Origin of the sequence: Methylobacterium sp. ap11 (genome assembly GCF_900110515.1) — a bacterium.
GTDB lineage: Bacteria > Pseudomonadota > Alphaproteobacteria > Rhizobiales > Beijerinckiaceae > Methylobacterium > Methylobacterium ajmalii.
Genome location: NZ_FOEB01000033.1, coordinates 12,867 through 25,808, shown reverse-complemented (window position 1 = coordinate 25,808; position 12,942 = coordinate 12,867). Strand labels below are relative to the sequence as shown.

Sequence of the window (12,942 nt, the reverse complement as noted above, 5' to 3'; positions counted from 1 at the left end):
GTGGGACGTCACCTTTCGCCGGACCGGCGACCGTTCGTCAGAACGGCAACCGTTCGCTAGAACGGCGACCGTTCATCAGAACGGCAACCGTTCGCTAGAACGGCAGCACGACGTCGAGGAACTGCTGGCCGTAGCGCGGCTGCTGCACGTCGGTGATCTGGCCGCGGCCGCCATAGGCGATGCGGGCCTGGGCGATCTTGCTCGAATCGATCGTGTTGTCGGACTCGATGTCCTCGGGCCGCACCACGCCGCCGACGATCAGTTCGCGCACCTCGAAGTTGATGCGGATCTCCTGGCGGCCTTCCAGCACCAGGTTGCCGTTCGGCAGGACCTGCGTGACGATCGCCGCCACGTTGGTGGTCACGGTCTCGGCCCGCTGGACCGAGCCGGCGCCGTCGTTGGTGGTGGTGGCGTCGGTGGCGAGCATCTTCGCCGGGTCCATGCCGGCGAGGAGCTTGGTCTTGGTCTCGAGGCCGAAGGCGTTGGGCATCCCGAACGATTCGCTATTCGAGCGCGAGCGCTTGGTCTCGTTGTTGAGGTTGGCCTTGTCGGTGACGTTGATCTTCACCGTCACGAGGTCGCCGACCTTGGCGGCGCGCTGGTCCTTGAAGAAGGCGCGCGAGCCGGTCCGCCACAGCGAGTTCGACGCGTACGAGACCGGCTGGACGTCCGGCATCGGCAGCCGCACCGGGCGGTAGCCGGGCTGGGCGGTCGGGTCGTCAATCGCCGAGAGGGTCGGCGTCGCGCCGATGTTCTGGAGGCGGTCGACGGTGTTGCAGCCGGCGAGCAGCGCGCCGGCGAGACCCAGGAGGGCGAGGCGCGAGAGGCGGGAGACGGTCACGGCGCGCTTCCTCACGGCTGGGCCGCGGCGAGGCGGGCGGCCGGGGCCGCCGCCGTCACCGGCACGATCGGCGCCACGGTGACGCGGCCGGGGCCGATCACGGTGGCCTGGATCACCTTCTTGGAGACCGGGTTGACCACCCCGATCACCGCCCCGAGGGGCCCGCCCTCGCGGGCCTGGCCGCGCAGCGCCAGGGCGACGCCGGGGGTCTCGTACACGATGGTCACCGCCTCGCCGCGGGCGACGAGGTCGGGCCGGGTCAGCTCGGCCGCGCGCAACGCCGTGCCGGCGCCGAGGGGCTTCTGCGCGACCTGGCCGAGGAAGGCGGCCGGGTCGGCGGCGATGTCGGCCGGCAGGCCGTCCCGGGGCCGGCGCTCCACCGCCACGTCGGCGGCGTTCAGGGTCTCGCCGCGGGCGATCGCGCGGGTCAGCACCGCGACGTCGGCCATCTCGACCACCTGGCCGGCGACGCGCAGCGAGGACTGGCGCTCGCCCACCACCACCAGCGCGGTGACGCGGCGGCTGCGCGGATCGTAGGTGACCTCCTGGGCGGTCACCGCGCTCACGAGGTCCGGCGGCACGGTCAGGACCGGGGCCTCGCCGTCGAACGCGATGGTGACGAAGCCGACGTCGAAGCCGCGCTGCTTGGCGAGCACCGCCTTCACGGCGCCCTCGATCTCCGGGGCGCCGATGCGGCGGGCCGCGCGCTGGACCGAGATCTGCAGCCGGCCGCCGCTCTCCGGCGCGTCGAGCCCGAGGCCGGCGGTGGCCTCGACGATGCGCCGGACCTGGATGGTGCCGGAGGTGCCGAGCGCCGGGGCCCGGAACAGCGCCTTCTGGGCGAGGGCCGGGGGGGCGCCGGAGACGAGGTCGCCCAGGGTGATCACGTCGCGCTCGGCGGTGATGTCGCCCTTGATGGCGAGGCGCGGGACGTCGACGGCCAGGACCGGCAGGGTCAGGAACCCGAGCGCCACCAGCGTCAGCGCGGTGCGCGACAGGATGCCGGCGCCGAGGAGCGCGCGGCGCGCTGCGGGCGAACGCAGGGTGGGGGCGGAAAGAGCCGTGTGGGTCATCGGGGCGCTCATCCGCGGAACATCTGCGAGGTGGTGGAGAGCATCTGGTCGGCGGCGGTCACGACCTTCGAGTTCATCTCGTAGGCGCGCTGCGCGGCGATCAGCGACGAGATCTCCGAGACCGCGTTGACGTTGGCCTCCTCGAGGTAGCTCTGCTGCAGGTTGCCGAACCCGTCGGTGCCGGGATTGCCGGTGATCGCCGGGCCCGAGGCCAGGGTCTCGACGAACAGGTTGTCGCCGATCGATTCGAGGCCGACCTTGTTGACGAACCGCGCCATCTGGATCTGGCCGAGGTTCTGCGGCGCGGTCTGGCCCGGGATCTGCGCCTGCACGATGCCCGAGGCGCTGATGGTGACCGCGGTGGCGTTGTTCGGCACCGTGATGTTCGGGTTCATCAGGTAGCCCTCGCGGGTCACGATCTGCCCCTGCGCATCGAGGTCGAACGACCCGTCGCGGGTGTAGGAGGTGCGCCCGTCCGGCATCGTGACCTGGAAGAAGCCCTCGCCGCGCACGGCGATGTCGTAGGTCTTCTCGGTCGAGGTCAGGGTGCCCTGCGACATCACCCGGGCGGTCGAGGTGGTCTTCACGCCCGAGCCGATGGCGAGGCCCGCCGGCAGCTGGTTGTTCTGGTCCGAGGTCGCGGTGCCGGCCCGACGCAGGTTCTGGTAGAGCAGATCCTGGAAATGCGCCTGCTGGCGCTTGTAGCCGGTGGTGCGCAGGTTCGCGATGTTGTTCGAGATGACCTGGACGTTGAGTTCCTGGGCCGCCATGCCGGTGGCGGCGGCGTAGAGCGCGCGCATCGTTCAGGCTCCCCTTTACGCGTTGCCGACGTCGGCGAGGCGCTGGATCGCCTGGCCGCGCAGGGAATCGAGCCGCGACACCGTGTCGGAGACGAGCTGGTAGGTGCGGTTCACCTCCAGCATCCGGCTCATCGCCACCACCGGGCGGACGTTCGAGCGCTCGAGCGCGCCGGGCTCGATCCGCCCCTGCGGGCCGGCGGGCTGGGCCGGGGTGTTCGAGGAGTAGAGGTTCGACCCGGCATTCGTCAGACCCTGCGGGTTGGCGAAGGTGACGAGGCGCAACTTGCCGCGGGTGCCCTGGTTGGTCGACACGGTGCCGTCGGGCCCCAGCCCGAGGCCGGTCTCCTGCTGGCCGATCTGGATCGGCCCGCCCTCGCCGAGGACGGGGTAGCCGTCGCTCGTCACGATCTGCCCCTGCGCGTTCAGCTCGAAGGCGCCGTTGCGGGTGTAGCGCTCGCCCTGCGGCGTCTGCACCGCGAAGAACGCCTCGCCGCGGATCGCCGCGTTGAGCGGGTTGCCGGTCGCCTCGACCGGCCCCTGCGACAGGTCGAGCGGCGTGCCCGAATCGATGACGTAGGACAGACGCCGGTCGGGACGCTGGAAGGTCTCCGCGCTCGCCTTCGGCATCAGGTATTCCTGGAAGCGCGTCGCGCGCGCCTTGAAGCCCGTCGTGGTGACGTTGGCCATGTTGTTGGCGATGACCTCGAGCTCGCGCCCGAGGGCCATCTGGGACGAGAGCCCGATCAACTGAGCATTCTGCACCGGCTACTCCCCGACGATGCGTGGTGGCGGGCCACCCCGCTCCCCAGCGGCGGACCCGGGATGGTGATCGCAGGCGCCGTGCCAGGCCGGGGCACCGGGATTTCTTCAGTTAAGGCAAATGCTTGGTTAATCAGAGCGTCGGCCCGGACGGGTCGTTTCGTGCCGACCCGGCAGTTTCGACCAGGCAGAAATTGCCGCCTTAACGGCGCGTTAACCGTCTTCTCGCATTCTGCGGCCCTGTCCCGGCAACGGGTCATTCCGAAGGATTTGGACGGCGGGCGATGGCCAGGAAGCCGAAGAATGCGCCGGCCGGCGAGGGCGAGGCGGAGGGCCAGGACGGCGCCGCCCCCGCCGGCGGCTCCAAGAAGAAGCTGATCGTGATCGGCGCGGCGGTGCTGCTGCTCGCGGGCGCCGGCGGCGGCGGCTTCATGGTGATGCGCAGCCGCGCCGCGCATGCCGAGAAGCCGGCCGCCGAGCAGAAGCTGCCGGTCGCCTTCATGGACGTGCGCGAGATGAGCATGAACCTGATGCCCGAACCCGGGCAGACCCAGCCGCGCTTCGTGCGCCTGAAGGTCGCCCTCGAGGTGCGGGACTCCAAGGTGGCGGCCGAGATCCAGCCGCTGATGCCGCGGGTCGAGGACACGTTCCAGGTCTTCGTGCGCGAGTTGCGCGTCGGCGACTTCGAGGCCGCCGGCGGCACCTATCGCCTGCGCGAGGAGCTGCTGCGGCGGGTCAACGTGGCGGTCTACCCCGCCAAGGTCGACGCGGTCCTCTTCAAGGACTTCATCATCCAATAGGCCTCTCTCGCAGGATTTGGTGCTTCCGTGGCCGGACCCGACGACACCATCGACGAAGACGACTGGGCCTCCGCCCTGATCGAGCAGGGCGGCGGCGGCGATGCCTCGCTCGCCGACGAGTGGGGTGCGGCGCTCGCTGAGCAGGGCACCGCCACCCAGGCGAGCGACATGGCGGCCGAATGGGCCAACATGATCGACGAGGGGGAGACCGAGAACCTCCCCGAGCTCGCCGGCAACGACCGCATCCTGAACCAGGAGGAGATCGACCAGGTCCTCGGGTTCTCGCTGCGCGAGCTCTCGGCCTCGGGCGCGGGCGGCATCCGGGCCATCGTCGATTCGGGCGTCGTCTCGTACGAACGCCTGCCGATGCTCGAGATCGTCTTCGACCGGATGATCCGGTTGCTGTCGACGTCCTTGCGCAACTTCTTCCAGGACAACGTCGAGGTCACACTCGACAACATCACCTCGGTGCGCTTCGGCGACTACCTGAACGCGATCCCGCTGCCGACCCTGCTCGGCGTGTTCCGGGCCGACGCCTGGGAGAATTCGGGCCTCGTCACGGTCGAGTCGAACCTCGCCTACTCGACCCTCGACCTCCTGCTCGGCGGCAAGCGCGGCGGTACGAGCATCCGCCTCGACGGGCGGCCGTTCACGCCGATCGAGATGCAGCTCGTGCGCCGGATGGTCGAGATCATCCTGGGCGACCTCGAGGCGTCGTTCCAGCCGCTCTCGCCGGTGCGCTTCCTCATCGACCGGATCGAGACCAACCCGCGCTTCGCCACCATCACCCGGCCGGCCAACGCCGCGATCCTGATCGACCTCAAGCTCGACATGGAAGGCCGCGGCGGCCTCCTGCAGATCCTGTTTCCCTACGCCACGATCGAGCCGATCCGCGACCTGCTGCTGCAGAGCTTCATGGGCGAGAAGCTCGGCCGCGACCACATCTGGGAAGGCCACCTCGCCACCGAGATCTTCCAGGCCGACGTCGCGGTCGAGGCGGTGCTGCACGAGATGTCGCTGCCGCTGCGCCGGGTCCTGTCGCTGGAGGTCGGCGACACCATCATGTTCGACGCCAAGCCCGCCGACCTCATCACCCTGCGCTGCGGCGACTGGGCGACGACGCAGGGGCGGATCGGCCGGCTCGACGATTCGATCGCCGTGCAGGTGACGCGGCCCCTGCGCCGCGCGCGCACCACCTTCGCGGCCTTCGAGGCCTCGATGCAGAACCGCAAGGACGGCTAGCCGATGCCCGTCCCCGCATCCCCGTCCATCCCGTCGCCGACAAACCGGAGCGAGGCCGCGTCGTGAGCCTGATCGTCAGCATCCTGGCCGACCTCCTGGTCGCGGTCCTCCTCGTCGCCTGCATCAGTACGTCGGTCGGCCTCGGCCGCCGCATCACCCGCCTCAAGGGCGACGAGGCGGCGATGCGCCAGACCATCGGCGACCTGATGGTGGCGACCGAATCCGCCGAGCGGGCGATCTCGGGCCTGCGCAGCACCCTCGCCGAGTGCGACCGCACCCTGGCCGAGCGCCTGCGCATCGCCGAGCGCACCAACGCCGACCTCGCCACCCAGCTGCGGGCCGGCGACGAGGTGCTCTCGCGCATCGGCGGCATCCTGGCCCAGGCCCGCGCCTCGGTGCCGGGCGAGGCCGCCGGCATGACGCCGGCCGCCCAGGCCGCCATGGTGCAGGCCGCCTTCGCGCCGGCGCCGGGCCCCACCGCGGCGCCCGCCGCCGTCCAGGTGCCGCCGCGCGCCGTGCCGCCCGAGGCCGCGCCGGCGTCCGCCGCCGAGCCCCGGCCGGTCTCCACCGGCGAGCGCCTCGGCGCCGCCGCCGCCGCCGCCCGCGCCCTCAGCGAGCGTGCCCTGAGCCGTCTCCAGGCCCAGGCCGCATGACCCTGACGCTGCTCCTGCGCCGCTTCGCCGGGTTGCCGGACGCCCCGGTCGCCGCCGGGGCTCCGCCCCAGGCCGCGGCGGCCGCGTCCCCTTCCGCCGGCGCGAAGCCGGACGCCGCGCCGGTCGCGGGTCGTTCCGCGGCGGGTCCTGTCGCAGCAGGTCTTGCCGCAGCAGGTCTTGCCGCAGCAGGTCTCGCCGCCTCGGGTCTCGCCGGCACCGGCAAGCCCGCGGCGGCCGCGGGGCTTCCGGCGAAGCGGCCGCAGGCGCCCGTCACTCTGTCGGCGCTGTTGCGGCGCCTGACCGCGACGCCGACCTGGCGCGGGCCGATGATCCGGCTGCGCCTCGTCGATGCGGTGGCGGTGGCGGCCTGCGGACTCCTCTTCCTCAAGGTCCTGGCCTTCCTCGACGCCGCGCCCTCCACCGGCAGCCGCTTCGCCGAGGTGCTGGCCCATGCCCGCTCGGGCTGGGAGCCCGCCGACCCGACGGTGACCGGCTCGGTCTCGCCCAAGGAGACGGCGCCCGCCCCCACGACCTCGGCCCCGCCCGCGGAGCCGCCGCGGCCGGCCGGCGAGCCGGTCTCCTCCTCCGAGCGGGCGATCCTGGAGAAGCTCGGCGCCCGGCGCGACGCGCTCCAGCAGCGCTCGCGCGACCTCGAGACCCGCGAGCAGCTGATCGAGAACGCCGAGCGCAAGCTCGAGAGCCGCATCAACGACCTCAAGACCCTGGAGCAGAAGGGCGACGACGCCGCGACCAAGCGCGCCGAGGCCGAGGCGGCCGGGCTCAAGTCCCTGGTGACGATGTACGAGACGATGAAGCCCAAGGAGGCCGCCCGGGTCTTCGACCGGCTGAAGCTCGACGTGCTGGTGCCGGTGGTGGTCGCCATGAACCCGCGCAAGATGGCCGAGGTGCTGGCGGTGATGCAGCCCGAGGCGGCCGAGCGGCTGACCGTGGCGCTCGCCCAGCGCGCCCGCGGGGCGGGCGGCCCGAAATCCGCCGCCGTCGCCCCGGGCCTGCCCCCGGGCGAGCTGCCGGCGATCGACGGGGTGCGCTGACCTCCCGTCCGGAGACGCGCGGACGGCGAATTAAGCCCGCGTTAGCCGTGTGCCGTCATGGTGCCGGCTTGGGGTTTACGGGCGGATCGCGATGGGTTCGACGGGCAGGAGCCGCTATGCTGCGGCGCTGATCGCGCTGGCGGGATGGACCGCCGGAGCGAGCGCGGCCGCCGCGGCGCAGCTCACGGCGATCCAGGGCAGCGAGCAGAAGAATTTCGGGCGCATCGCGCTCACCTTCGACCAGGGCGTGAAGGTGACCGCCAAGGTCGTCGGCGGCGTCCTGGTGGTGGGCTTCCGCGAGCCCGTCACGGGCCAGCGCGACCGCCTGGCGAGCGAGATGCCGGCCTACGTGGCCCAGGTCCGCCGCGACCCGGACGGCTCCGGCCTGCGCGTCGCGCTCCAGGCCCCCTACAAGGTCAACGTGCTGGAGGCCGGCGAGCGGGTCTTCATCGACCTGCTGCCCGAGGGCTGGAGCGGCCTGCCGCCGAGCCTGCCGCCCGACGTGCTGGCCGACCTCACCCGCCGGGCCGAGGAGCTGAGCGCCCGCCTGCGCCGCGAGGCCGCCGCCCGCGCGCCGCGCCCGGTGCCGCTGCGCCTCGAGGTCGCCCACCTGCCGACGCTCACCCGGCTCACCCTGCGCCTGCCCAGGGAGGCCCAGGCCGCCCTGACCCGGGCCGGCGGCGACGTCCGCCTGCGCGTCCCGGGCGCCTACACGATCGACGCGTCCGAGGCCCGCTCCGGCGCCCGGCCGGCCGTGACCGCCCTGGCCACCGAGGCGAGCGCGGAGGCCGCCGGGGTCACCGTGAAGCTCGCCGAGGGCTACACCGCCGAGGGCTACCGCGAGGAGGATTCCTACGTCCTCGACCTGATCAAGCCGGGCGGCAAGGCCTCGGCTCAGGATGGCAAGATCGTCGAAGCCAAGACTTCCGATACCAAGCCCTCGGATGCCAGGCCCTCGGATGCCAAGCCGCCGGAGCCCCGCGCCGCGGACGCCCGGACGGCAACCGGCGAGGTGCCCGCCGTCCCGCCGCCCGCCGCGCGGGCCGAGGCCGGGTCCGACGTCGCGGCACCGGCGGATCCGGCCGCGTCGTCCGGCCCGGTCCAGGCCCGGATCGTGCGCGCCTGGCCCGGCCTGCGCATCGCCTTCCCGTTCGCCTCCCGGCCGCCGGCGGCTCTGTTCGAGCGCGCCGGGATCGCCACCCTGGTGTTCGAATCCACCGCACCCGTCACCCTGCCCGCCCTGGCGGCGGGGGCGCCGGCGAGCGTCGTCGACGCGCCGCAGGCCGACGGCGCCTTCACGGTGATGCGGCTGCGCCTCGAATCCGGCACGCTCGCCCAGCTCGTGATGGGCGAGGGGCAGGGCTGGGACCTGGTGCTCGGCGACGGCAGCGCGCCGAGCGGCGACCTGCTCGCGCCCCAGCGCAGCGCCGACCCGTCGGGCAAGCCCGCGGTCTCGGTGCCGCTCGCCCGGCCCGGCGGCGCTCTCTGGCTCGATCGCGACGGCGAGCGCATCGCCGTGGTGACCGCCCGAGGGGCCCGGATCGCCGGGGTGCCCAAGCGCGGCCGCTTCGTCGAGTTCGAGGTGCTGCCGAGCCGCCAGGGCGTCGCCGTGCTGGCCGCCGCCGACGACCTCACGGTGCGGCCCGGCCTCGCCGAGGTGACGATCACCCGGCCCGGCGGCCTGTCGGTCTCCCCGACGGTGGTCGAGGCGCCGGAGTCCGGCCCGAAGGCCGCCTCCACCCTGATGGTGCAGCCCGAGCGCTGGGCCGAGGACCAGCGCGGCGACGTGCGGGCCCGGATCCGTGCCGCCGAGGCCGCCGCGGCCGCGGCGGAGCGGCCGGCCCGCTCGGCCGCCCGGATCGACCTCGTCCGCGTGCTCCTCGCCAACGGCTTCTCGGCCGAGGCCGCCGGCGTGCTGAACTACGCGACCCGCGAGGACCCGGCCCTGGCCTCCCAGGCGCCGGTGCGGCTGTTCTCGGCGATCGCCGCGCTGCGCATGGGCCAGGACGCCCGGGCGGCGGGCTTCCTCACCCCCGACGGCAAGCAGGCGCTCGACCCCGAGATGCGGCTGTGGCGCGGCTATCTCGATGCCCGCGGCCGGCGCAGCGGCCAGGCCCTCGCCGCCTTCAAGGCCGCGCTGCCGGTGCTCGAGGCCTATCCGGACGACCTGCAGCTGCCGCTCTACCTCGCGGGGGCGGAGGCCGCGCTCGAGGTCAAGGACCCGGCCTTCGCCCAGCGGGCGCTCACCGCGGCGACGCCGCTGGCCGAGGCGCCGTTCCCCCGCGACCGGCTGGCCTTCCTCAAGGCCCGCTTCGCCGAGGCGATCGGCCAGGAAGCCGAGGCGCGCCGCGCCTACCAGCAGATCTCCGAGACCGGCGTGCCGCCGGTCGCCGCCGAGGCGACCCTGCGGCTCGTCGATGCCGGGCGCGCCGCCGGCACGATGACGCCGGAGGCGGCGATCGACCGGCTCGAGCGCCTGACCCTGACCTGGCACGGCGACACCGAGGCCGAGGCCCTCGCGCGCCTCGGCCGGCTCTATGCCGGCGCCGGCCGCTGGCGCGACGCCTTCGCGACCGCCCGCAAGGCCAACCGCCTCTATCCCGACCATCCGGCGACCCGCGGCCTGCACGACGACACGGTGGCGCTGTTCTCCGCCCTGTTCCTGTCGGACAAGGGCGCCAGCCTCGGGCGGATCGAGGCCCTGGCCCTGTTCTACGACTTCAAGGAGTTCACGCCGGTCGGCCGCCAGGGCGACGAGATCGTGCGGCGCCTGGCCGACCGGCTGGTCGCCCTCGACCTCCTCGACGCCGCCGGCGACCTGCTGCAGCACCAGGTCGACAACCGCCTCACCGGCGCGGCGCGGGCGAGCGTCGCGGCCAGGCTGGCGACGGTGCGGCTGATGGAGGGCGAGCCGCTCAAGGCCCTGAAGGTGATCCAGAACACCCGCCTGCCGGAGCTGCCGGCGCCGATCCGCGACGCGCGCCTGCTCCTCGAGGCCCGGGCGCTGTCCGACCTGTCGCGCACCGACCTCGCCCTCGAACTCCTCGACGGCAATGCGAGCGCCGAGGCGGCGCACCTGCGCGGCGACATCCTGTGGGGCGCGCGACGCTGGCGCGAGGCCGGGGAGGCGCACGAGACGCTGCTCGGCACCCGCTGGCGCGATCCCGGGCCGCTGTCCGACGCGGAGCGCAACGACGTGATGCGGGCGGCGATCAGCTACGCGCTGGCCGAGGACACCCTGAGCCTCGACCGCCTGCGCACGAAGTACACCCCGAAGATGGCGGACAGCCCGGACGCGCGCACCTTCGGCCTCGTCGCGGCCCCCAACGCCGCCGCCACCGCGGCCTTCCGCAACCTGGTGCGCCAGGCGACGAGCGCCGAGACCCTGACCGAGTTCCTGCGCGCCTACCGTGCCCGCTACCCCGAGAGCGCCGCGCCCGAGCGCCCGAGGCCCGGCCCCGACGGCACCCAGGGCACCGGCCCGGAGGCGCGCGGCGCCGGCGGTCCGGCGCCGGGCTAGAGCATTTTCCGACGAAGTGGATGCCGGTTCGTCGAAGAAAATGCGGCAAAATCAAAAACCTGGAAAGCTTCACGATTGCAGCGCCACGGTACACGACAGTGACGTGAACCCGCGATGATTGTCTCTGCCGCTCGCAACCTCATCCTGAGGTGTTAGTCGATCGAAGATCGACTGACCTCGAAGGAGGGCTCCAGGAATCGCCGAGATTCCTGGAGCCCTCCTTCGAGGCTCACTGCGTTCGCACCTCAGGATGAGGTTGCGGGTGGGAAAGCCACAATGCCCAAAAGCTTCACGCCCGTGTCGTGTACCGTGCTGCAACGCGATCGTGAAGCGCTCTAGTCCTCCGGAACTGGCACTGACGCCGGGTCGTCGCGCCCCCGCCGGCGGGGGCGAGGCCTACGGTTCGCGGCGCAAGGCGGCGATGCAACGGTCGATGTCGTCCTCGTCGGCCCAGACATGCGGGCTGAGGCGCAGCGCGCCGGATCGCTCGCTCGCATGGATGCCGGCTTCGCGCAGGCGATCGAGCAGGCCGGCGGGCAGGCCGCCCGGCGCGCGCAGCCCGAGGACGCCCGGCGCACGCAAGGCGCGCGGCGCGGCGGCGAGCGCGAGCCCGGCGATGCCCTCCTCCAGGCGGTCGGTGAGGTGCCGCAGCCGGGCCGTCACCGCCGCCGCATCGAAGGACAGGAGCAGTTCCAGCCCGGTCGCCGCCATCGGCAGCAGGACGGGGTCGTTCAGCTCGCCCCGGTCGTAGCGCCGGGCGCCGGCCGCGGGCGGGCGGTTGCCGAGGTTCTCCTCGATCGGTGTGCCGTCCTGCCGGTGGGGAGCCGCGTACAGGAAGGCGAGCCCGTAGGGGCCGAGGGTCCACTTGTAGGTCGGGAAGGCCAGGAAGTCCGGAAGCCAGCGGCCGACCTCCACCGGCACGGCGCCGGCCGCCTGGGTCGCGTCGATCACCAGCGCGGCCCCGGCGGCGTGGACCGCCGGCGCGAGCCGGTCGAGGTCGATCAGCCCGCCATCGGTCCAGTGCGACGGGGTCAGGGTGGCGATCGCCAGGGGCGGCGCCCCGGGGCGCCCGATCGCGGCCAGCAGGGCCGCCGTCCAGTCGCCGTCGCCGGGGCGGGGAACCTCCTCGACGTGCAAACCCCGCGCGGCGGCGAGCCGGTCGAAGGCGTAGCGCAGCGACGGGAATTCGTCCGCGACCCGCAGCACGCGTCCGCCCGGCGCGACGGGCAGGTTCGCCGCGGCCGTCGCCATCGCGTGGCTCACCGACCCCACGATGGCCACGTCGTCCGTCCCCGCACCGACGAGCCGGGCGGCGGCCGCCCGCGCCCGTTCGGCCTGGGCCGGGATCGCCTCGCGCCGGTGCGTCCAGGGCCGGCTCTTCACCAGCAGGCCCGCCTCCCCGGCCTCGCAGACCGCCCGGGGCAGGGGCGACCACGCCGCCGCGTCGAGGTAGCTGACGTCCCGGGGGATTTCGAACAGGTGCCGCTGGCAGGGCAGGGGGGTGATCGCGCTCATGCGGGAGGACCTGCGTTCGCTCTCCCGGTCACGCGGGCGGGCTGCGCCGCGGCTCGCCGAACGGGGGAGGGGGGATCGGGGCTCGACCCGCCCTACCACGAAGCGCCCCGGCCCAGGAGGCCCGACGGACGGGCCGGTCCCACGCGGCTCCGCGTCAGACCTCGCCCTCGCCCGCCGGGCCGGGACGTCGCCGCGGTTCCTCGCCGGTGGTGCTGGTGCCGGGATCGAGGGCGTCGGGTTTGCGGGCCGCGTCGTGGTCGGCCGGTGTCACGCCAGCCTTGGCGGCGGCCGCGTCCTCGTCGCGGCGGGTCAGGTGCGGGCGGGCGGTGAGCAGGTCTTCGCGTCTGTCGGGCATGGACGATCCTCCGGTCGGCGCAAGCCAACGCGGAGCGGCCCGGACGGGTTCGTCACGGTGTAGCCGAAGGAGACCGAAAGGGTAATGCCGGGACTGAAGGCATCCGTGTCCGCTGCGGGAACGGCATCAACACCCTCGAAGGGTGTTGGTGCCCAGGAGAGGACTCGAACCTCCACGGCTTGCACCACTGGTACCTGAAACCAGCGCGTCTACCAATTCCGCCACCTGGGCCCTAGAGCGTCGCCTTGGCGGCGCCCCGGTGAACGTCGTGTAGAGGGCGCCGGCGGCGGCGTCAACGGGCTTGAGTGGTGCCGGCGCAGGAAGGGCGCGGA

Annotated in this window: 11 protein-coding genes and 1 tRNA gene; 5 read left to right on the top strand and 7 right to left on the bottom strand. The window is 73.4% G+C overall.

Going from position 1 to position 12,942, the window contains the following annotated elements; translation table 11 throughout:
• Nucleotides 1-94: 94 nt before the first annotated feature.
• The 4 genes from flgH to flgF are packed head-to-tail and all read right to left on the bottom strand — an operon-like array spanning nucleotide 95 to nucleotide 3,476.
• Nucleotides 95-841, bottom strand: coding sequence for a flagellar basal body L-ring protein FlgH (gene flgH, locus BMX97_RS29375; RefSeq protein WP_091754694.1), 747 nt, complete (start codon nucleotides 839-841; stop codon nucleotides 95-97).
• Nucleotides 842-852: 11 nt separating this feature from the next.
• Complete coding sequence (gene flgA, locus BMX97_RS29370) at nucleotides 853-1,914, bottom strand: flagellar basal body P-ring formation chaperone FlgA (protein ID WP_091754693.1); 1,062 nt, start codon at nucleotides 1,912-1,914, stop codon at nucleotides 853-855.
• Between the two features lie 8 nt (nucleotides 1,915-1,922).
• Entirely contained in the window at nucleotides 1,923-2,714 is a 792-nt protein-coding gene (flgG, locus tag BMX97_RS29365; RefSeq protein ID WP_048431285.1) for a flagellar basal-body rod protein FlgG, read from the bottom strand.
• 15 nt (nucleotides 2,715-2,729) lie between these two features.
• Nucleotides 2,730-3,476: a flagellar basal-body rod protein FlgF gene (gene flgF, locus BMX97_RS29360; RefSeq protein ID WP_091754692.1), complete on the bottom strand. Its 747-nt coding sequence runs from the start codon at nucleotides 3,474-3,476 to the stop codon at nucleotides 2,730-2,732.
• A 281-nt stretch (nucleotides 3,477-3,757) separates the two neighbouring features.
• Between flgF and fliL the strand changes: the two genes are divergently transcribed.
• From fliL to BMX97_RS29335, 5 genes are all read left to right on the top strand, one after another.
• Nucleotides 3,758-4,273, top strand: coding sequence for a flagellar basal body-associated protein FliL (gene fliL / locus BMX97_RS29355; RefSeq protein WP_091754691.1), 516 nt, complete (start codon nucleotides 3,758-3,760; stop codon nucleotides 4,271-4,273).
• Nucleotides 4,274-4,300: 27 nt separating this feature from the next.
• A complete protein-coding gene (fliM, locus tag BMX97_RS29350; protein WP_091754690.1) occupies nucleotides 4,301-5,515 on the top strand; it encodes a flagellar motor switch protein FliM in 1,215 nt (404 codons plus the stop codon).
• Nucleotides 5,516-5,577: 62 nt separating this feature from the next.
• Nucleotides 5,578-6,168, top strand: coding sequence for a DUF6468 domain-containing protein (locus BMX97_RS29345; protein ID WP_091754689.1), 591 nt, complete (start codon nucleotides 5,578-5,580; stop codon nucleotides 6,166-6,168).
• Nucleotides 6,165-7,220, top strand: coding sequence for a MotE family protein (locus tag BMX97_RS29340; protein WP_348273142.1), 1,056 nt, complete (start codon nucleotides 6,165-6,167; stop codon nucleotides 7,218-7,220). The genes BMX97_RS29345 and BMX97_RS29340 overlap by 4 nt, the downstream gene beginning before the upstream one ends.
• A gap of 91 nt (nucleotides 7,221-7,311) precedes the next feature.
• Entirely contained in the window at nucleotides 7,312-10,740 is a 3,429-nt protein-coding gene (locus tag BMX97_RS29335) for a tetratricopeptide repeat protein (RefSeq protein ID WP_091754688.1), read from the top strand.
• A 396-nt stretch (nucleotides 10,741-11,136) separates the two neighbouring features.
• On the opposite strand, the gene BMX97_RS29330 is transcribed toward BMX97_RS29335, so the two are convergent.
• From BMX97_RS29330 to BMX97_RS29320, 3 genes are all read right to left on the bottom strand, one after another.
• Nucleotides 11,137-12,255 (bottom strand): aminotransferase class V-fold PLP-dependent enzyme, encoded by a 1,119-nt coding sequence (locus tag BMX97_RS29330; RefSeq protein WP_091754687.1) that lies wholly within the window; start codon nucleotides 12,253-12,255, stop codon nucleotides 11,137-11,139.
• A 154-nt stretch (nucleotides 12,256-12,409) separates the two neighbouring features.
• Complete coding sequence (locus BMX97_RS29325) at nucleotides 12,410-12,610, bottom strand: hypothetical protein (protein WP_091754686.1); 201 nt, start codon at nucleotides 12,608-12,610, stop codon at nucleotides 12,410-12,412.
• Between the two features lie 146 nt (nucleotides 12,611-12,756).
• Nucleotides 12,757-12,841, bottom strand: a tRNA-Leu gene (locus BMX97_RS29320).
• Nucleotides 12,842-12,942: the final 101 nt, after the last annotated feature.

Bases quoted from the DNA above. Each gene is read 5' to 3' on its own strand.
- flgA (WP_091754693.1), bottom strand. From the start codon at position 1,914: ATGACCCACACGGCTCTTTCCGCCCCCACCCTGCGTTCGCCCGCAGCG.
- BMX97_RS29325 (WP_091754686.1), bottom strand. From the start codon at position 12,610: ATGCCCGACAGACGCGAAGACCTGCTCACCGCCCGCCCGCACCTGACC.
- flgG (WP_048431285.1), bottom strand. From the start codon at position 2,714: ATGCGCGCGCTCTACGCCGCCGCCACCGGCATGGCGGCCCAGGAACTC.
- BMX97_RS29330 (WP_091754687.1), bottom strand. From the start codon at position 12,255: ATGAGCGCGATCACCCCCCTGCCCTGCCAGCGGCACCTGTTCGAAATC.
- BMX97_RS29335 (WP_091754688.1), top strand. From the start codon at position 7,312: ATGGGTTCGACGGGCAGGAGCCGCTATGCTGCGGCGCTGATCGCGCTG.
- fliL (WP_091754691.1), top strand. From the start codon at position 3,758: ATGGCCAGGAAGCCGAAGAATGCGCCGGCCGGCGAGGGCGAGGCGGAG.
- BMX97_RS29340 (WP_348273142.1), top strand. From the start codon at position 6,165: ATGACCCTGACGCTGCTCCTGCGCCGCTTCGCCGGGTTGCCGGACGCC.